Annotated in this window: 18 protein-coding genes and 1 pseudogene; 5 read left to right on the top strand and 14 right to left on the bottom strand. The window is 72.8% G+C overall.

Features of this window, described 5'->3' with window-relative positions:
* Window positions 1–23: 23 nt before the first annotated feature.
* Genes E1291_RS04000 through E1291_RS03990 form a run of 3 tightly spaced genes read right to left on the bottom strand, consistent with a single transcriptional unit; the run spans window position 24 to window position 2,206 of the window.
* Window positions 24–1,637 (bottom strand): DHA2 family efflux MFS transporter permease subunit, encoded by a 1,614-nt coding sequence (locus tag E1291_RS04000; protein WP_131736161.1) that lies wholly within the window; start codon window positions 1,635–1,637, stop codon window positions 24–26.
* Window positions 1,638–1,680: 43 nt separating this feature from the next.
* The gene (locus tag E1291_RS03995) at window positions 1,681–2,025 is read right to left on the bottom strand and encodes a VOC family protein (RefSeq protein WP_131736160.1); all 345 of its coding nucleotides are present in this window, start codon (window positions 2,023–2,025) and stop codon (window positions 1,681–1,683) included.
* 1 nt (window position 2,026) lies between these two features.
* Window positions 2,027–2,206: a ribbon-helix-helix domain-containing protein gene (locus E1291_RS03990; RefSeq protein ID WP_131736159.1), complete on the bottom strand. Its 180-nt coding sequence runs from the start codon at window positions 2,204–2,206 to the stop codon at window positions 2,027–2,029.
* A 76-nt stretch (window positions 2,207–2,282) separates the two neighbouring features.
* On the opposite strand from E1291_RS03990, the gene E1291_RS03985 reads away from it, so the two are divergent.
* On the top strand, window positions 2,283–2,756 hold the full coding sequence (locus tag E1291_RS03985) for a cupin domain-containing protein (RefSeq protein WP_131736158.1): 474 nt from the start codon (window positions 2,283–2,285) through the stop codon (window positions 2,754–2,756).
* An 87-nt stretch (window positions 2,757–2,843) separates the two neighbouring features.
* Here the strand turns inward: E1291_RS03985 and E1291_RS03980 are convergent, their stop codons facing one another.
* The 4 genes from E1291_RS03980 to E1291_RS03965 are packed head-to-tail and all read right to left on the bottom strand — an operon-like array spanning window position 2,844 to window position 6,437.
* Window positions 2,844–3,773 carry an ABC transporter substrate-binding protein gene (locus E1291_RS03980; protein WP_207400538.1) on the bottom strand — a complete coding sequence of 310 codons (930 nt, stop codon included), beginning with the start codon at window positions 3,771–3,773 and terminating at the stop codon, window positions 2,844–2,846.
* 24 nt (window positions 3,774–3,797) lie between these two features.
* Window positions 3,798–4,484, bottom strand: coding sequence for an ABC transporter permease (locus tag E1291_RS03975; RefSeq protein ID WP_131736157.1), 687 nt, complete (start codon window positions 4,482–4,484; stop codon window positions 3,798–3,800).
* 49 nt (window positions 4,485–4,533) lie between these two features.
* The gene (locus E1291_RS03970; RefSeq protein ID WP_131736156.1) at window positions 4,534–5,184 is read right to left on the bottom strand and encodes an ABC transporter permease; all 651 of its coding nucleotides are present in this window, start codon (window positions 5,182–5,184) and stop codon (window positions 4,534–4,536) included.
* Entirely contained in the window at window positions 5,184–6,437 is a 1,254-nt protein-coding gene (locus E1291_RS03965; RefSeq protein WP_131736203.1) for an ABC transporter ATP-binding protein, read from the bottom strand. Before E1291_RS03965 ends, E1291_RS03970 begins: the two co-directional genes overlap by 1 nt.
* Window positions 6,438–6,597: 160 nt before the next feature.
* On the opposite strand from E1291_RS03965, the gene E1291_RS03960 reads away from it, so the two are divergent.
* The gene (locus E1291_RS03960; RefSeq protein ID WP_131736155.1) at window positions 6,598–8,082 is read left to right on the top strand and encodes an aromatic amino acid ammonia-lyase; all 1,485 of its coding nucleotides are present in this window, start codon (window positions 6,598–6,600) and stop codon (window positions 8,080–8,082) included.
* A gap of 177 nt (window positions 8,083–8,259) precedes the next feature.
* Here the strand turns inward: E1291_RS03960 and E1291_RS03955 are convergent, their stop codons facing one another.
* Entirely contained in the window at window positions 8,260–9,264 is a 1,005-nt protein-coding gene (locus E1291_RS03955) for a LacI family DNA-binding transcriptional regulator (RefSeq protein WP_131736154.1), read from the bottom strand.
* A 137-nt stretch (window positions 9,265–9,401) separates the two neighbouring features.
* Between E1291_RS03955 and E1291_RS03950 the strand changes: the two genes are divergently transcribed.
* On the top strand, window positions 9,402–10,346 hold the full coding sequence (locus E1291_RS03950; protein WP_242613930.1) for an amidohydrolase family protein: 945 nt from the start codon (window positions 9,402–9,404) through the stop codon (window positions 10,344–10,346).
* On the top strand, window positions 10,336–10,860 hold the full coding sequence (locus tag E1291_RS03945) for a cysteine dioxygenase (RefSeq protein WP_131736153.1): 525 nt from the start codon (window positions 10,336–10,338) through the stop codon (window positions 10,858–10,860). Before E1291_RS03950 ends, E1291_RS03945 begins: the two co-directional genes overlap by 11 nt.
* A 147-nt stretch (window positions 10,861–11,007) precedes the next feature.
* Here E1291_RS03945 and E1291_RS03940 read toward each other — a convergent pair whose 3' ends face one another.
* Together E1291_RS03940 and E1291_RS03935 are read right to left on the bottom strand one after the other, a co-directional pair.
* Window positions 11,008–11,850, bottom strand: coding sequence for a hypothetical protein (locus E1291_RS03940; protein WP_131736152.1), 843 nt, complete (start codon window positions 11,848–11,850; stop codon window positions 11,008–11,010).
* A gap of 255 nt (window positions 11,851–12,105) precedes the next feature.
* Window positions 12,106–13,263, bottom strand: coding sequence for an acyltransferase family protein (locus E1291_RS03935; protein ID WP_165494949.1), 1,158 nt, complete (start codon window positions 13,261–13,263; stop codon window positions 12,106–12,108).
* Window positions 13,264–13,458: 195 nt separating this feature from the next.
* Between E1291_RS03935 and E1291_RS03930 the strand changes: the two genes are divergently transcribed.
* Window positions 13,459–14,223, top strand: a complete 765-nt coding sequence (locus E1291_RS03930) for an SGNH/GDSL hydrolase family protein (RefSeq protein WP_131736150.1) — start codon at window positions 13,459–13,461, stop codon at window positions 14,221–14,223.
* Window positions 14,224–14,302: 79 nt separating this feature from the next.
* Here E1291_RS03930 and egtD read toward each other — a convergent pair whose 3' ends face one another.
* The 4 genes and pseudogenes from egtD to E1291_RS03910 all read right to left on the bottom strand — a co-directional run.
* Window positions 14,303–15,256, bottom strand: a complete 954-nt coding sequence (egtD, locus tag E1291_RS03925) for an L-histidine N(alpha)-methyltransferase (protein WP_131736149.1) — start codon at window positions 15,254–15,256, stop codon at window positions 14,303–14,305.
* Between the two features lie 67 nt (window positions 15,257–15,323).
* On the bottom strand, window positions 15,324–16,058 hold the full coding sequence (egtC, locus tag E1291_RS03920) for an ergothioneine biosynthesis protein EgtC (RefSeq protein ID WP_131736148.1): 735 nt from the start codon (window positions 16,056–16,058) through the stop codon (window positions 15,324–15,326).
* Between the two features lies 1 nt (window position 16,059).
* The gene (egtB, locus tag E1291_RS03915) at window positions 16,060–17,415 is read right to left on the bottom strand and encodes an ergothioneine biosynthesis protein EgtB (protein ID WP_131736147.1); all 1,356 of its coding nucleotides are present in this window, start codon (window positions 17,413–17,415) and stop codon (window positions 16,060–16,062) included.
* Window positions 17,412–17,626: pseudogene (locus tag E1291_RS03910) on the bottom strand (ergothioneine biosynthesis glutamate--cysteine ligase EgtA); the annotation flags it as partial. The gene egtB and the pseudogene E1291_RS03910, both read right to left, overlap by 4 nt.

Raw genomic sequence — 17,626 nt, 5'->3', positions numbered from 1 at the left:
CGTGTTCGCGTAGGACGGCCCGGTCAGGCCGTCGTACCGGCGTCGACGGTGTCCGGCGCGCCGGGACGGACGTCGGCGGGGCTCCGCCGTACCAGGACGCACGCGACGGCGCCGAGCGCGATCACGATGACGGGCAGTGCCAGCGCCGGGCGCATCGCGTGGACGAACCCGTGCTCGAACGTGGACGCCGCCGCCCCCTGGAGGCGGTGGACGATGTCAGGCGGGGTTCCCGCCGGTGCCCGGACGGCCGCTCCATGCCCCGCGCCCGCTTCGAGGCCGGTCCCGGCGGCGTCCTCGAAGCTCGCGGTGAACGGGCCGCGGAGGTTCGCCGGAAGGGACGCGGCGCGCTCGGCCGCCTCGTCCCGGAGCGAGACGGCGAGGCGGTTCTGCAGGATCGCGCCGACGGCGGCGCTGCCGATGATCGTGCCGACCTGCCGGATCGTGTTCAGCACGCCGGAGGCGGCCCCCGCCATCCTCGGCTCCACGTTGTACATCGCCACGGTGACCATCGGGCCGAACACGCAGCCGATGCCCAGCCCGGTCACGATCAGCGGGGGCTCGAAGGGCCACCAGCCGCGGCCGACGTCCGCGACCAGTGTCAGCCAGGTCAGGCCGCACGCGAACAGGGTGAGGCCGGCCATCAGGACGTACTTGCCGCCGATCCGGTCCGCCAGCCGTCCCGCGAAGGGCGACAGGACCGCCGACACCACCATTCCCGGCGCCATCACCAGGCCGGCCTTCAGGGCACTGAACTCCAGCACCGACTGCAGGTAGAGCATCAGCGGCAGGAACAGGCCGATCATCCCGACCTGGACCGCCGCCGACACCAGGCTCATCACCGCGAAGTCGCGGTCGCGGAAGAGACCGAAGGGCACCAGGGGCTCACCGTGCCGGTGGGCGCCCTGGTGGACCAGGAACGCGGCGAGCAGCACCGCGGCGCCGGCCAGCAGCGCCCAGATCCCGGCGTTCCAGCCGTAGCGCTGCCCCTCGGTGAGCCCGAAGGTCAGGCACACCAGCGCCGCCGTGGCGAGCACGACCCCCGGCATGTCCAGTTTGTGGCTCCTGCCGGGGCGGAGGTCCGGGACGAGCGTGACGGCCATCGTGAGCACGATCGCCCCGATCGGCAGGTTCACGAAGAAGATCCAGCGCCAGCCGGCCGCGCTGACCAGGAGCCCGCCGAGGGTGGGCCCGGCGATCGTGGCCACGCCCGCGACCCCGCCCCACACCCCGAGCGCCACGCCCCGGCGCTCGGCGGGGAAGGTGGCGATGATGAGCGTCATCGACTGCGGCGTCAGCATCGCCGCGCCCAGCCCCTGGACGGCGCGGGCGGCGATGAGCTGCGCGGGGTCCCGCGACAGCGCGCACAGCAGGGACGCCGCGGTGAACAGCGCCACCCCCTGGACGAACAGGGCGCGCGGGCCGCGCACGTCGCCCAGCCGCCCGAAGGTGATCAGCAGCGCGGCGAGGAGGAGGATGTAGATGTTGATCACCCACAGGACCTCGTCCAGCGACGCGTCCAGCTTGCCGATCATGTCGGGGATGGCGACGTTGACGGCCGTGAGGTCCAGCAGCGTCATGAAGAATCCCAGGCTGAGCGTCACCAGGACCGCCCAGGGGTCGCCGCGCCACCTGCTCATCGGTTCCTCTCTCACTCCGGGCGGGCCGGTGCCGGGGCCGCGGTCAGCTCTTGAGCGGGGCCTGGATGCTCCAGATCCGGCCGTCGGGATCGCGGACGGTCATCTCCCTGGTCCCCCAGTGGGTCTCCTCGAACGGCGTGACCACCTCAAGGGACGGGTCGGGACTGAACGCGTCCGCGTCGGGCACCTTCAGGGTGAGCCGGATGCCGGGTTCCCGGTCCTCGGGGATCTCCGCGATGAAGACGGGCGGGCCGTCCCCGTTGCGCAGCTGGCCGGAGGAGTGGCCGGTGTCGAACTCCAGTTCGAAGCCCAGCGCCTGGAAGAACGCGGCGGCCCTCCCCCAGTTGTGGGTCTCCAGGAGCACGCCCTCGATGCCCTCAGTACTCATGTCATCCATCCTTTTCCGACGTTTTCTCCCGCCGCCCCTCGACGTCGTCGAGGTACGCGCGCAGCGCCTCGGCGACCAGTGCCGACAGGGACAGGCCCGATTCCACGGCGTGATGCTTGACCTGCTTGATCAGTCCCAGCGGCAGGTACACGTTGAACTGCTTGACGTCCTCATCAGCCACGACCGCGATGCTAGCATCCTAGCGAGCACGAATGCTAGCAAGCTAATGACGTCCGACCGAAGGGACGAGCCACGCCATGTCAGATTTCGCCGCCACCCCGTACACACCGGTCGTCGTCCGCGGCGACGACGCCGAGCACCTGCCGGAGATCGACCACATCCTCCTGGCGGACGCGAGCGCCACGGACGGCGCGCTCAGCGCCCACCGCATCCGGCTCGCGCGCGACGCGAACGGCGCCGTCCCCCATCGGCACGACCATTCGTCCGAGGTCTTCTTCATCGTCGACGGGGCGCTCGACCTGCTCGTGGACACCGAGATCCTCACGGCCCGCCCCGGCGACTTCCTGGTCGTCCCGCCGCGCTGCGACCACGCCTTCCGCGCCCACCCGGGCAGCACCGCCGACGCCCTGATCATGATCACGCCGGGGGTCGAGCGGTTCGAGTACCTGCGGCAGGTCGCCCGGATCCGGCGGGGGGACGCCGACCGCGACAGCCTGCTCGGCGAGCAGGACCGTTACGACACCCACTTCGTCACCAGCGCCGTGTGGTGAAGCGCGGCCCGGAGAACGACGGCGGCGCCCGTCCCCCCGAGGGGACGGGCGCCGCGAACGCCGATTCCGAAGTGGGTCAGGACACCGTCAGGCGAGGCCGGACTTCTGCAGCCACTCCTTGGCGACCTTCTCCTGGTCCTCCTTGTCGATCGCGACGCGCTTCATCATGTCCAGGAGGTCCTGGGTGGTGAGCTTGGCCGAGACGGCGTTGAGGGCCGCCTTCGCCTGGTCGTTCACCGCGGCCTTGTTCACCAGCGGCGTGACGTTCTGGGCGCTGAAGACGTGCTGGGGGTCCTCCAGGACGACCAGCTTGTTCTGCGCGATCGCCGGGTCGGTGGTGAACAGGTCGGCCGCCTGGATCTCGTCCTTGGTCAGCAGCTTCACCAGGGTCGACTGCGCGCCCGCGTCGAACGGCTGGAACTTCTTGAACTGCAGGCCGTACTTCGTCTTCAGGCCGACGAGACCCTGCTGGCGGGTCTTGAACTCCGAGGGCCCCGCGATGACCAGCTGCCCGGCGACCGGCTTGAGGTCGGCGATGGTCTTCAGGTGGTGCTTGGCGGCCGTCTGCGGGTTGACGGTGACCGAGTCCTTGTCCTCCGCCTGGGAGGAGCTGAGGATCTCCACGGTCCCGGGCAGCTTGGCCTTCAGGGCCGCGTTCACCTCCTCGGTGGTCGCCGCGGTGCTGGCCTTGTCGACGGACGTGGTCAGCAGCGCGCCGTTGTACTCGGGCATCACGCTGATGCCGCCCTTGACGACCTGGTCGTAGTAGACCTCGCGGGCGCCGATGTTGAACTTGCGGCTGACCTTGAGGCCCTTGGCCTCCAGCGCCTGCGCGTACAGCTCGCCGATCAGGCCGCTCTCGGGGAAGTTCGCCCCGCCCACGGTGATGGTGCCCTTGCCACCGCCACCGCCCGCGAGCGGGTTCTTGTCGTCGCCCTTGTCGTCCCCGCCGCCGCAGGCGGACAGCGCGAGCGCCGCCACCACGGCGACCGCAGCGCCACGGAACATGTTCTTCATGGTTTTCCTTCTCTTCTCAGGCGGTCAGGACGACCGGGCCGAGCCGCGCAGGCCCGGCGAGACGGCGAAGCGCCGCAGCGCCGCGAACAGCAGCTGGACGGCGACCGCGAGCAGCACCACCAGCACCGTGCCGCCGACGACGAGCTGGTAGTCGTTGCGGGCCAGGCCGTCCACGATGTAGCGGCCGAGCCCGCCGAAGCCCGGATAGGCGACGATCGTGGCGGTCGCGACCACCTGGATCGCGGACGTGCGCAGCCCGAGCAGGATCAGGGGCAGGGCCATCGGCAGCTCGGCGTGCCACAGTACGCCCCATTCGGACATGCCCATGCCGCGCGCCGCGTCCCTGGTCTCGGGGTCCACCCCCCGCACGCCCTCGAAGGTGTTGACGAGGATCGGCGGCACCGCCAGCGCGACCAGCGCGATGACCTGCGGGGTGATGCTGTACTTCACGGTCACGATGAGCAGCACGAGCCCGATCGTGGGCACCGCGCGCGCGATGTTGGCGACGCTGACCGCGAGGAACCCGCCCCGTCCGGTGTGGCCGACCAGCAGGCCGAGCGCGAGCCCGATCAGCGCCGCGAACAGCAGCGCCGCCCCGCTGTAGAGGAGGTGCTGGAACAGCCGGTGCGGAATGCTCTCCTCGCCATGCCACTGGCCGGAGGCCGTCAGCCACTGCCAGGACAGGTCGACCTGGTTCCACAGCTTGTTCACGCTGCCTCCTGGTGGGGGGACGACGCCGCGCGCCCCTCGGCGCGGGCCTTCACGAGGCCCTCCCCCGCGCCCGCGCCCAGGGGGTGAGGAGCCACTGCACGGCCACCAGGAGCGCGTCGGTGACGAGCGCCAGCAGGACGATCAGGACGGACGCCGCGAGGATCTGCGTCGGGAAGTTCAGCTGGTAGCCGCGAAAGATGTCCTCGCCGAGCCCGCCCTGCCCGATGAGCTGGCCGATCGCGACGAGGCTGATGGACGACACCGCCGCGACCCGCACGCCCGCGATCACCACCGGGACGGCGATCGGCATCTCGACCTGGACGAGCCGGCGCAGCGTCCCGAACCCCACCGCGGTCGCCGCCTGGCGGACCGGCTCGGACACCGAGGCGAGCCCGTCCACCACGTTCGGCACCAGCACCGACAGGCTGTAGAGCGTCAGCGGGATCATCACCGTGGACTCGTTCAGCCCGGTGTACTGGATGAAGATCATGTACAGCGCGAGCGACGGGATCGCGTACAGCACGTTCGCGGCGGTCAGCACCGGTGGGTAGAACCATCGCCAGCGGCGGCACAGCACGCCGAGCGGCAGCGAGATGAGCAGCCCGAACACCACCGGGAACAGGGCCAGGCGCAGGTGGGTCAGGGCGTGCTCGGTGAGCGAGTCGGTGTGCTCGCCGATCCAGCCCCAGTCGATCTCCATCAGTCCGGGACACCGTCCTTGGACGCGGGTTCGGCGGGCGCGGGTTCCCCGGGCTCGGGCCCGTCCACGGGTACGGGGTCCACCGGGGCGAGGCCGTCCGCGGGCTCCGCGACGGCGGCGGGCTCGGTGTCCGCCGGTTCGGTGTCCGCCGGCTCGGGGGCGGCGTTGACGGCGGCGGTGATGGCGGCGCTGAGGTCGTGCTGGTCGGCCACGCCGACGAGCCGGCCGTCGCCGTCCACGCCCACGGCGCGCCCGGACGGGGACAGGATCGCGGCGTCCAGCGCGGCGCGGACCGAGTCGGTCCCGACGGTGAAGGTGTGGCCGATGGGGGCCAGCCTCGCCTCGCCGAGGACGCCGTCCGCGGGCAGCGCGCCGGTCGCCGCCCAGCCGAGGGGGCGGCGGTCCTCGCCGACGACCAGCACCCAGTCCCCGGCGGCGCGGGCGGTGGCCACCGGGGTCGCGGCGGTCAGCACGTCCCGTTCGGTCAGCGGGGCCTCGGCGGCCGGGATGAACGACAGCCGCCGGATGCCGCGGTCGTGCCCGATGAAGCCCGCGACGAAGTCGTCCGCGGGCCTGGACAGGAGCTCCTGCGGGGAGGCGACCTGCACCAGCTTCCCGCCGGTGCGGAACACGGCGATGCGGTCGCCGAGCTTGATGGCCTCGTCGATGTCGTGGGTGACGAACACGATCGTCTTGTGCAGCTCGGCCTGCAGGCGCAGGAACTCGGCCTGGAGCTCGCCGCGGACGACGGGGTCGACGGCGCTGAACGGCTCGTCCATCAGCATGACGGGCGGATCGGCGGCCAGGGCGCGGGCGACGCCGACGCGCTGCTGCTGCCCGCCCGAGAGCTGGAACGGGTAGCGCCCGGCCATGCCGGGGTCCAGGCCGACCCGCTCCATCAGCTCGCGGGCGGTCTCGCGCGCCTTCTTCTTGTTCCACCGCAGCAGGTAGGGGACGGTCGCGATGTTGTCCTCGATGGTGCGGTGCGGGAACAGCCCGGCGTGCTGGATCACGTAGCCGATGCCGCGGCGCAGCTCGGCGGGCCTGCTGTCGCGGACGTCCCGCCCGTCGATGAGCACGCGCCCGCCGGTGGGCTCCACCATGCGGTTGATGGTGCGCAGCGCGGTCGTCTTGCCGCCTCCGGAGGTGCCGACGAACACCGTGATCTTCCCGGTGGGACACTCCAGGCTCACGTCGTCGAGCGCGACGGTGCCGTCGGGGTAGCGCTTGGTCACGCCCTCAAAGGTGATCAAACGGTTCACGTCCTCGTTGGGCGCCGGAACGCCAGGTGATCGATTTCGGCCTTCTACCCAACCGTAGCCAATGGGTACCGTCGACTCCGTGTCCCGGCGTGTCCGGAACATCGCATGTTGAGGATATCTATCGGAAATACCGGGAAAGTAACGTGGCCCCGTGGAGAACAGCCGAATCGTTATCGACGGGACCGCGCTCACATGCGCGCAGATAGCCCGGACCGCCCGTGAGGACGTGACGGTCGCCATAGCGCCGGAGGGTGTGGAACGTGCCACTGCCGCCTGGCGGACGGTCCGCGCGGTGACCGAGATCCAACCCGTCTACGGCCGGACGACCGGCGTCGGCGCCAACCGCGTGGTGGACGTCGAGTGGGAGGACGCCGACGCGCACGGGCTGCGGCTGCTGCGCAGCCACGCGGCGGGCGCGGGACCGCTGGTGGCGTCCGAGATCGTCCGGGCGATGCTGACCGTCCGGCTGAACCAGCTCGCGGCGGGCGGCTCCGGCGTGGAGCCGGGCGCGCTGGCCGCGCTCGCGGACGTCCTGAACCTGGGCCTGCTGCCGCCGGTCCCGGTGTACGGGGCGATCGGCACCGGCGACCTGACCGCGCTGGCCTCGACGGCCCTGTGCCTGCTCGGTGAGCGGGCGTGGCTGGCCGGGCCGGACGGGGCCGCCGAGCGCGGCCCCGGATACACCCTCCGGTCCGCGGACGCGCTGGCCTTCATCAGCTCCAACGCCGCCACGCTCGGCGAGGCCGCGCTCGCGCTGGCCGACCTGCGGATGCTGCTGCGGGCGTCGATCGTGGTGGCGGCGCTGTCCCACTTCGCCGTGCGGGCCTCGGAGGAGCCGTACGCGTCGGCCGTCCACGAGGCGTGCCCGCACCCCGGGCAACAGGAGGCCGCCGCCGCGATGCGGACGCTGCTGGCGTTCGAGAAGCCGACGCCCGCGCGTATCCAGGACCCCTACGGCTACCGCGCCTTCCCCCAAGTGCACGGGCCTGCGCTGGAGAGCGCCGCCTACGCCGAGGAGGTCGTGACCCGCGAGGTCAACGCGGCCTCAGAGAACCCGCTGGTGGACGTCGCCGGGCGGACCGTGTGGCACAACGGCAACTTCCACACCGCCTACGTCGGGCTCTCCCTGGACGCGGCGCGGGCCGCGCTGTTCCAGACGATGGCGCTCGCCGCCGCGCGGCTCGGGACCCTGGCCGAGCCGTCGTTCACCGGGCTGTACCCCTTCCAGGGCGCCACCGAGGCGTCCTCCGGGATCATGATCCTGGAGTACGTGGCGCACTCCTGCCTCGCCGACGTGCGCCGCCTCGCCACCCCGGCGGCGCTCGGCAGCGCGGTGCTGTCGCGCGGCGTGGAAGAGCACGCCGGGTTCTCCACCCAGTCGGCCCGCGCCACCACCGACGCGGTCGCCGCCTACCGGCTCGGCCTCGGCTGCGAGCTGGTCGCCGCCGTCCGGGCCCTGCGCATGCAGGGCCGCACGCCGTCGGGCGGTCCGCTCCGCGCGGCCTGCGACCTCGCCACCGCCGTCCTGGACCCGCGCGTCGAGGACCGCCCCCTGGACACCGACATCGCCGCCGCCGCCGACCTCCTGCCGCGTCTGGCGGTGTTTACTGCAAACCCGGCCCACTGCGCTCGCTAGCGCTCGCTTCGTGACCGTTCTTGGTGCGAGCGCGAATCGCTTCGCGATCTTCCCGGCGGGGGCTCGCCTTCGGCGTCGCCCCCGCCGGTCAGGGCGCGCGCTCGCGTGACTGCTGAGGTCCGTGTCCGGGTGTTACCTGCGAAGTGGTGGAGCGCCACAGCTTGGGCGTGAGCGGTGCTACTGGCCTGTGCCGGTGGAGGCTCTCACTCGTAGGGAGGGTTCGCGTACCACTCGGCGGCGGCGGGGTTTGCCGTCTATGACGTCCACGACCAGGCGGACGGCCGCGTGCACGATGCCCTCGATGTCCCAGTCGACGCTGGTGAGCGGCGGGGTGAGCAGGGCCGACATCGGGTGGTCGTCGTAGCCGCACACCGCGACGTCGCCGGGGACGTCGAGGCCGAGCTCGCGGGTGGCGGCGTAGACGCCGTAGGCGATGGAGTCGGCGAAGCAGAACACGGCGGACGGGCGGTCGGCGCGGCCGAGCACCCCCAGCGCGACGTCGGTGGACGCGGCGAGCGACTGCGGCGTCACGACCACGTCCACGTGCAGGCCGAGCCGCTCGGCCTCGGCGTTGACGTGCACGTCGGCGGGCCGGTCCGGGGTGCTCGCCCCGGTCGGGGTGAACACGGTGACGCGCTGGTGGCCGAGGTCGCGCAGGTGCTCCAGGGCGAGCGTGACGCCGCGCCGGTTGTCGAAGACGACCTCGCCCTGCGCCCGCCCGCCGTGCAGCGCGTCTCCGATGGACACCACCGGGAACGTGTCGGCGAGCTCGGACCACAGCGCGGCGGACGGGTCGAGCGGCTGCACGATCAGGCCGTCCACCCGCTGGTCGCGCAGCCGGCGGGCGAGCGCGAGCTCGCGCTCGGGGTCGCCGCCCGCGTCGACGATCAGCGCGTACCGGTCGCGGGCGAGCAGGGCACGGCCGATGCCCACGGCGAGGGACTGCTGCCAGTAGTCCTCGAGCGAGCCGCACAGCAGCCCCACCTGGTCGGTGCGCCCGCTGGCCAGGGCGCGGGCGATCGGGTGGGCCTCGTAGCCCAGTTCGTCGGCCGCGGCGCGGACGCGCTCCTGCGTCTCCTCCGAGGTCTGGATGCCGCGCAACGCGTACGACACGGCCGCAGGCGACAATCCCGTCGCCTGCGCCACCTCGCGTATGGTCGCGCGCTTGCGCCTGTCTGGCACCCCTCAACCCTAGAGGGCCCTGCGGGCGGACCTGGGCACGCGACTTGACGGCCGCGCTACTGAACCGGTTCACTGAAACGGTTAACTGAAACGGTTGACCATAGCGAGCCGGTCGTGTGTCCGGAAGAGGAGGAGCCGTGACCGTGCGTGACCGGACGCCGGTCGACGTGCACCAGCACCTGTGGAGCCCGCCGCTGGTCGAGGCTCTGCGCCGCCGGCGTGTGCCCCCTTACCTGGACGGATGGAAACTCCATCTCGCGGGAGAGCCTCCCTATGACGTCGATCCCGCCGACCACGACGTGGCCCCGCGCGATGCCCGCGTCCGCGCCGACGGCCTCGGCAGGGCGCTGATCTCGCTGTCGTGCCCGCTCGGCGTCGAGGCGTTGCCGCCCCGCGAGGCCCGTCCACTTCTGGACGCCCATCACGAGGGCACCGCCGCCCTGCCGGCCTCGTTCGGCGGCTGGGCCGCCGCCTGCCTGTCGGAGATCGACCCGCCCGCGCTCGAACGCGCCCTCGACCGGGGCTTCGCGGGGCTCCAGCTCCCCGCCGCAGCGCTCGCGGGCCCGCGCGAGATGGAACGTTCCGCTCCGCTGCTCGACGTCCTGGAGGCCCGTGACCTCCCCCTCTTCGTCCACCCCGGCCCGGTGCCCGGGGGCGGGTCCGCGGCCTCCGGTTCGCGGCTCGCGGTCCCGGGCTGGTGGGCGGCGCTCGTGCCGTACGTGCAGGACATGCACGCCGCGTGGTTCGCGTTCCGGGCGTTCGGGCGGGCGCGGCATCCGCGGCTGCGGGTGTGCTTCGCCATGCTGGCGGGCCTCGCGCCGCTGCACGGCGAGCGCGCCGCGGCGCGGGGCGGCGGGCGCGGCGAGGTGGACCCGGACGCGTTCGTCGAGACGTCGTCGTACGGGCCGCGCGCCGTCGACGCGGCGGTGCGCGCCCTCGGCGTCGACGTGATCGTGCACGGCTCGGACCGCCCGTACGCCCGTCCCGTGGACGCCGGCCTGGGCGAGGCCGCCCGGCACGCCTTCCGCGTGGCCAACCCGCACCGTCTGCTGCTCGGAGAGGAACGCGCCCGTGTCGTCTGAGGTACTGTCCCGCACGCCCGGCTTCGAGGGGCTTCCGGCCCGCACGCTCGACAAACGCGAGCTGCGGGAACTGGTCGACGCGCTGGCCGGGCGGCCCGGCCTGTGGAGGCAGCACGTCGCGTTCCCGGACGGGCGGCGCCACTACGCCTCGCTCCACCGGGACGAGTACCTGGACGTCTGGCTGCTGTGCTGGACGCCGCGCAACGACACCGGGTGGCACGACCACGACGTCTCCTCGGGGGCGGTCCGCGTCGTCGCGGGCGCGCTGGAGGAGAACAACCCGCGCATCGGCGGGGCCCACGTGCGGACGGTCGTCGGGGAGGGCCGCTCGTTCTGCTTCGGGCCCGACCACATCCACCGGCTGGTCGGCGCGGCGGACGCGAGCGTGTCGATCCACGCCTACTCGCCGCCGCTGTGGCGGCTCGGGCAGTACTCCATCGACGAGTCGGGGCTGATGCGGCGGCTGTCGGTGAGCTACGCCGACGAGCTGCGGCCGCCGGACGGGGCGTCCTGAGGAAGAGCCTCCGGTGGACCCGGCCGGGGGTGACGGGCCCACCGGAGGCAGGCGGCGGCCGATGCCCGCTCACATCGTCGCGCGCCTTCACTCATTCAGCGCGCCCCCTCGGGAAAGTGTCACACCCGCACCGGGGCCGCCCGCGCCTCACGCGCCCGTCCACTCTCCCGCCCAGCCCCGCAGCTCGGTGAAAGCGCCCACCGGGTCGGAGCTGTAGGCGTTCCACGGCCGCCTGGTCACCCGGCGGTCGATGATCTCGAACTGCTCCATCGCGGCGTGGAACTCGCCGGCCATCACCAGCGCGAACGCGAACGTGTTGTGGATCAGCGGCCAGCCGGGGCGGCGCCGGTAGCCGGGGTGCCGGATGGAGCGGTCTGCGGCGTTCAGGAGGTCGTCCCGGACGGACGCCTGCGTCATGTAGGGGCGGCGCTTGGCGCGGGGCAGCGCCATCCACCGCTCGATGTGGGCGCTGGCGACGAGCATCCCGAGCGGGCCGCCCTCCGGGGACGTGGCGACCGCCGCGCGGACGAAGTCGAACATGGCCTCCGGCCCCTCGTGCCGCGCCAGGTAGGCGAGCATGCGCTGGTGGGCCGGCAGATGCCAGGGGTGGGTCCGGACGACCTGCTCGAAGCGCCACCGCACCTCTTTGGGCGGGGCCCCGCGGTCGGAGGCGGAGTCGACCAGGAGGGCCCAGGCGGTGGTGTCGTCGGGGTCCCGTGAGACCACGTTGGTGAGGCTGCGCTCGGCCACGTCCAGGTTCTCGCCCAGCAGCAGCGCGTGCGCGCTCCTGATCACCAGTGGCAGCGTCGACTGGGGTTCGGCGCGGCACCACTCGGCGATCCAGTGCTGGACGCCGGGCGCGGCGGCGCAGACGTCGGTGTAGAAGGCCCGGTCGTCGGGGTCGGTCGCCCATGCGAAGAAGGACTGGACCGCGATCCAGTCGTGGCGGCGCATGGACTCGCGCAGCCGCCGCGCTGGCTCGTCGTCCATGCACGGGTCGATCTCCGGCGCCACGGGCGGCGCCAACTCCGTCACAGTCCGGCTGAACAACCGCATCATCACTCCGTCGGTGTGCGCTCGCTCCTGTGGGGACGGGGCGTGTCCCCCCGGTAAACAGTCCAGCGCCGATCACCGCGAAAGCGTCACCGCGATTCTTTTGTCAGCGTGTGCCCGCATGTCAGCGGGCACACGGCCCGCACCGGACGGCCGGTGCGGGCGGATGCGCGGGCGGAGGTGAGGAGCGGGTCAGTGGCGCACGAGCTCCGCGCCGGGCTGGTGCTGGGCCGGCTGCTGGGCCGGCACGGTCTCCCGCGGGGTGGACACCACGGGCGCCGCGCCGGATCCGGTGCCCGTCCCGGCCACCGCGGAGCGCATCGGCTTCAGGGACGCGAGCAGCTTGGCCTTCAGCCAGGCCGCGCCGGGCCGCTCGACCAGCCGGTGCACGGCGTAGGCGAGGACCATCGACGCCGCGATCGCCACCGCGAGCGCCGCCCACCGGTCGAGCTCGGGGTAGACCGCGTCCACGAGGGGCAGGGCGAGCTGGGAGTGGACGAGGTAGAGCGGGTAGGTGAGGGCCCCGAAGATCGTGAGACCGTTCCATCTGATGCGGCTCAGCCGCCCGGTCGCCACGAGGATCATGAGGGCGAAGATCCCGGTGACGATGACGCCGACCACGAGCTCGTCCGAGCCCTTGAAGGCGCTGCCGGCGCGCCAGCCGCTCCAGTGCAGCGCCAGCAGCCACGACACGGCCACGTACCCCCAGAGCAGGAGCGTCGGCCCGAACCGGTGGATCATGTAGAGGGCCATGCCCGCGATGAAGTAGGGACTCCAGGTGGGCACCAGCATGACCTGGAGGAGCTTGTTGCCCGCCTCGTCGGCGAAGACGCCGGCGAACGTCCACGCCGCCATGAAGACGAGGCAGGAGCGGTAGGTGATCCCGATCCCGGCGAGGACGGCGACCAGCACGTAGAAGTGCGTCTCGATCCAGAGCGTCCAGTAGACCGCGTCGACGTTCTCGACGCCGAGCCCGCCCTGCAGCATGGTCATGTTGGGGATGACCAGCCCCGGTACCCCGTGGCCCTCCCGGAACACCGCGTACACCGCGACGCCGAGCAGGACGCTCGCCCAGTACGCGGGCATCAGCCGCACCAGCCGGGAGATCCCGAACTCGCCCGGCCCGCGGCCCCACGCGCTCATGAGGATGACGAACCCGCTGATCACGAAGAACAGGTCGACGCCGAGGTAGCCGTAGCGGGTGATGTCGCCGATCTCCGGGAAGAGCCGGCGGGCGGGCTCGGGCCAGGGACCGGAGTTGCCGAATCCCGTGAAGTGGTAGAGCACCACCGCCAGGGCCGCCAGGAAACGCAGGAGGTCGAGTTCGCGGAGGCGAGCACGTCGTGTCACCGCGGAACCTTCTCGGCGCCGGGTTTCCCATCTCAAGCCGGAGCGTGAGCGCCGGGTTAACGAGGGGTGTAGGGAAGACCACTTTTGCGGGGCCGCCGATTCGAGAAACCCCGGCGCGTCAGGGCGGACGTGCGCGTGCGCGGGAACGGGATCAGTAAGATGCCGGTGAACTCCCGGAACATTTGGTGGTCCTCCATGACATCTCGCCGCGCCCGCCGCGGCGCGGCGATCTCCCTGCTGTGCCTGACCCTCGCGGCGTCCCCGACGCTGGCCGGGTGCGCCTCGGGCCCGGTCCACCGGGAGGCGGCCGCCGCGGGGCCCGAGCGGGCGCCCGCGCCGCGCGCCGTCCCGCCCGTGGTGGCGTTCCTCGGCGACAGCTACACCGTCGGGGAGAAGGGCGCGGTGCCAGAGACGACGTACGCCCACGCGACCGCGCGGCTGCTGAACTGGCAGGTCATCGTCGGGGGCCGCGCCGGAACCGGCTTCAGCAAGGGCCGCGGGCACCGTGAGGACTACCTCGAGCTGTTCGAGACCCAGCTCGGCTGGCGGCCCGCGCCCGACCTGCTGATCGTGTCCGGCGGGCACAACGACTGGCGCCTCCCGGCGGCGCAGGTCGCCGCCGCGGCCCGTGTGGTGCTGGAACGCGCCCGCACGCGCTGGCCCGGCACGCGCGTCGTGCTCATCGGGCCGCTGTGGGGCAGCGACTCGCCGCCGCAGAACGCGCTCGCCGTCCGGGACGCGCTGCGCGGCCTCGCGGCACAGCTCGGGACGCCGTTCATCGACCCGATCGGCGAGCGCTGGATCACCGGCAACCGCATGAGCGGCACGGGCAACGCCCCCCAGCTCATCCGCAAGGACGGGACGCACCCGAACCCGGCGGGCCACCGCTACCTGGCGACCCGCCTGGCCGACGACCTCCGGCGGCTGGGCCTCGCGCACCCCGTCCGCAAGACGGGCTGATCCCACCCGCACGACGGTCCCACCGGGGTCCCGGTCCCGCCCCTTCCGGGACGGGCCGGGACCCGGGGACTCCGTCCCGTCAGACGGCCGGGCGGGCGAGGGTGAGGGAGAAGTCGCCCGCCTCGTCCGTCCAGAACTCGGCGAGCTCCAGGCCGGCGGCGCCGAGCTCGGCCTCCATCCGCTCGCGACGGAACTTGGAGGAGATCTCGGTGCGCGTCTCCTCCCCCTCGGCGAAGAAGACCGTGAGGTCCAGGCCGCCGATTCGCACCTTCTGGTCGCGGGTGGAGCGCAGCCGCATCTCGATCCACTCCTCGGCCTCGTTCCAGGCCGCGACGTGCTCGAACGCGGTGACGTCGAAGTCGGCGTCCAGCTCCCGGTTGATCACGTGCAGGACGTTGCGGTTGAACTCGGCGGTGACGCCGGCGGCGTCGTCGTAGGCGCGCACGAGCCGTCCGGTGTCCTTGACGAGGTCGGCGCCCATCAGCAGGTGGTCGCCCTCGGCCATCGTCGCGCGCAGCCCGCCCAGGAACCCGACGCGCGCGGCGGGCGGCATGTTGCCGAGCGTGCCGCCGAGGAAGGCGACCAGCCGCCGCTCGCCGCCGGGCAGCAGGTGCAGGTGCTGCTCGTAGTCGGCGACGACGGTCCGCACCTCCAGGCCCGGGTGGTCGGCGGCGATGCCCGCCGCGGCGCCCTCCAGGAAGTCGCCGCTCACGTCGACCGGCACATAGGCGCGCAGGGTGCCGTTCAGCGCCGCCAGCAGCAGCCGGGTCTTCTCGCCGGAGCCCGCGCCGAGTTCCAGCAGCGTCCGGGCGCCGGTGATCGCCGCTATCTCGGGCGCCCGGACGCGGAGGATCTCCCGTTCCCGGCGGGTCGGGTAGTACTCCTCCAGCCGGGTGATCTCCTCGAAGAGCGCGCTGCCCCGCTCGTCGTAGAACCATTTGGGCGGAAGCGTCTTGGGCGTGCCGGTGAGCCCCTCCCGGACGTCCCGGCGGAGCGTCTTGGCGAGGTCGTCGGCGGTCAGGAACCGGTCCACGGGGTTCTCCTTCGGGAGCGGGTCTGGCCGGGCCGGCCGTCTCGGCGCGGCCCGGCGCGGAACTTTCTCAGAGCGGGTCGATGCGGACGCCGGACGCGAGCCCGGCCGTGACGAGCGACCGGTCGGGCACGGCTTGCCAGCCGGGGCCGTCGTCCAGCGGCTCGGAGGCGATCCGGATCTCCTCCCCGTCCGCGCGGACGAACAGCGAGTCGCCCCAGGTGGTGGCGGCCAGCGTCGTCCCGTCGCAGGCGAGCAGGTTGTAGCGGCCGGCGGTGAGCCCGGTCACCTCGGCGACCACGGCGGCCAGGCCCTCGCCGAGCGGGCGGCCCTCCCGCCAGTGGTGCACCGCGAGCGCGAACAGCGGGGCCGAGTCGAGCGGCGCGCGGGCGTCCGGCACCGCGGCGAGGTCGCCGGCCAGCTCGCGCAGCTTGCCCTCCACCCCGGCGTAGTCCTCGATCTTGCCGTTGTGGCTGAACAGCCAGGTCCCGGCGCGCAGCGGCTGGGCGCACGACTCGTCGACGGGGAACCCCGAGGTCGCCGACCGGACCGCCGCGACCGCCCGCGACGTGCGGACGGCCCCGGCGATCTCCCGGAACGACTGGTCGGTCCAGATGGGCTGGGCGCGCCGGAACCGGACGGCCTCGCCGCCCTGGTACCAGCCGATGCCGTACCCGTCGGCGTTGAGCAGGTTCCCCTGCGTCATGCGCGGCGCGTACGACTGGTGCTCCAAAGAGTGGTCCCCGTCGTAGACGAGCGAACGCAGCGTCCGCTCGGGACCGAGGTAGCCGAGGTGTCGGCACATCTCAGCGGCCCTCCCCCTCGTTCCCGGCGGAGCGTGCGCAGCGGAACCCGGAGAAGATCTGCCTCCGGATCGGGTAGTCCCAGTTCCGGAACGAGCCACGTATGGCGAGCGGGTGCGTCGCCCACGACCCTCCGCGCAGCACCTTGTACTCGGGGCCGAAGAAGACCTCGGAGTACTCCTTGTAGGGGAAGGAACGGAACCCGGGGTAGCCGTGGAAGTCGGACGACGTCCACTCCCACACGTCCCCGAGCATGCGCCTCACTCCGTACGCCGACGCGCCCGACGCATAGGACCCAGCCTCCGAAGGGTGGAGCGTCTGCTGTCCCAGGTTGGCGCGGCCCTCTTCGTAGACGTCACCCCAGGGGTACCGCCGGGAGTGCTCCGTCACCGGGTCCCAGCGCGCGGCCTTCTCCCACTCCGCCTCGGTCGGCAGCCGCTTCCCGGCCCACCGCGCGTAGGCGTCCGCCTCGTACCAGCACACGTGCTGGACGGACTCGCCGGGCGGGACGGGCTCGGTCCGCCCAAACCGGCGCCGCAGCCAGCGGCCGCCCTCCCGCGTCCAGAACGCGGGAGCGCTCTTGCCGCTCTTGGTGCGCCACTCCCAGCCGGCCGGGTCCCACCAGCGCGGGTCGTCGTACCCGCCGGCCTCCATGAACGCGAGGTAGCCGGCGTTGGTGACCGGCTCCGCGTCGATGTAGTACGCGGGGACGTCGACGAGGTGGACGGGGCGTTCGTTGTCGTAGGCCCACGGGTCGTCCGAGGTGCCCATGTGGAACGGTCCCGCCTGGATGAGGATCTCGCCCGCGCCGGCGGCGCCGCCCGGCTTCTCCAGCGGCAGCCCCGGCGGGTCGAGGAGCGCGGGCGCGCCCTTGCGGAGCTGGTGCGTGGCCAGCATCGTCTCGTCGTGCATGTGCTCGTGCTGGACGACCATCCCGTAGACGAACCCGCCCGAGGTGAGCGGGTCCGCCGTGTCGAACCGGACGGACGCGAGCGAGTCGAGCACCTTGGCGCGGACGGTGGCGATGTACGAGCGCGCCTCCCCCGGCGGAAGCAGCGGCAGCGACGGCCGGGTGGCGCGCGGATGCTCGAACGCGTCGTACAGCGTGTCGATCTCCGGGCGCATCGGGTCGGCGCCCGCCGCGCCCCGCAGCAGCCACAGCTCCTCGTAGTTGCCGATGTGGGCGAGGTCCCACACCAGCGGCGACATCAGCGGCGAGACCTGGGCCACGAGGTCGGCCTCCGCGAGCACCTCGGTGGTGAGCCCGAGGCTGCGCTCACGGGACGCGCCGAGCTGCTCCGCGATCACCTCCTTCAGCGCGTCCTCGTCGTGGCGGTCGACCGTGTCCGGTGAGCTCATCGGGGCCATGGGTCCTCCTCGGACGGTGTCAACGGTGCGATGTCGTCGGCCGGGCTGAGGCCGCGCTCGACGTAGCGGCCGGCGTACTCCTCCACGAGCGGGACGAGCGCGGACGCGCCGAGCCGGGGCAGCGCGTCCAGCGCCGCGCGGAAGCACGCGCGCGCCGCGGCGGCCAGGGACGCGTCGGCGAGCCCGCAGCGCGCCGACTCCG

Origin of the sequence: Actinomadura roseirufa, from assembly GCF_900659635.1 — a bacterium.
Taxonomy (GTDB): domain Bacteria; phylum Actinomycetota; class Actinomycetes; order Streptosporangiales; family Streptosporangiaceae; genus Spirillospora; species Spirillospora roseirufa.
This window is presented reverse-complemented; position numbering and strand designations above follow the sequence as displayed.